The organism is Priestia sp. SIMBA_032, from assembly GCF_046535215.1.
Taxonomy (GTDB): Bacteria; Bacillota; Bacilli; order Bacillales; family Bacillaceae_H; genus Priestia; species Priestia aryabhattai.
This window is the reverse complement of sequence record NZ_JAWRXD010000159.1, coordinates 1-433: the sequence shown is the minus strand read 5'-3', so window position 1 is coordinate 433 and position 433 is coordinate 1. Positions and strand designations below refer to the sequence as shown.

General features: G+C 35.6%; 1 protein-coding gene. It reads right to left on the bottom strand.

Annotated features, from left to right (window positions below; translation table 11 throughout):
• Positions 1–58: 58 nt before the first annotated feature.
• Positions 59–433: SAM-dependent methyltransferase (locus SB717_RS33810; RefSeq protein ID WP_410907174.1), on the bottom strand; the 375-nt coding region annotated here is incomplete at its 5' end.

The following is a 433-nucleotide window of genomic DNA, read 5'->3' as shown; positions in this document are numbered from 1 at the left end:
GTACACAATTGTTTTTACAATCATTATACAATTACAGCAAAAAGAGGAACAACATATGTTATTCCTCTTTCCCTTTTTGTTTTAGAACGTCATGCGCTTCTGTAACAACTTGCTCTATAGAAATCGGAGAATGATTTTCGCCATTCTCACGTTCACCATGCCATTTCAGATGAATTAAAAATTCAATATTACCATCCCCACCCGTAATTGGTGAGAATGTTAAACCTTCCACATCATAGCCCTCTTTTAAAGCAAAATCGACAATCATTTCTACAACAGCTTCATGTACTTTTCTATCACGAACGATACCTTTTTTCCCAACTTGCTCTCTTCCAGCTTCAAACTGCGGTTTAATTAACGCTGCTACATCTCCGTTAGGCATAAGCATTGTTTTTAAAACTGGCAGTATAAGCTTTAATGATATAAATGAAAC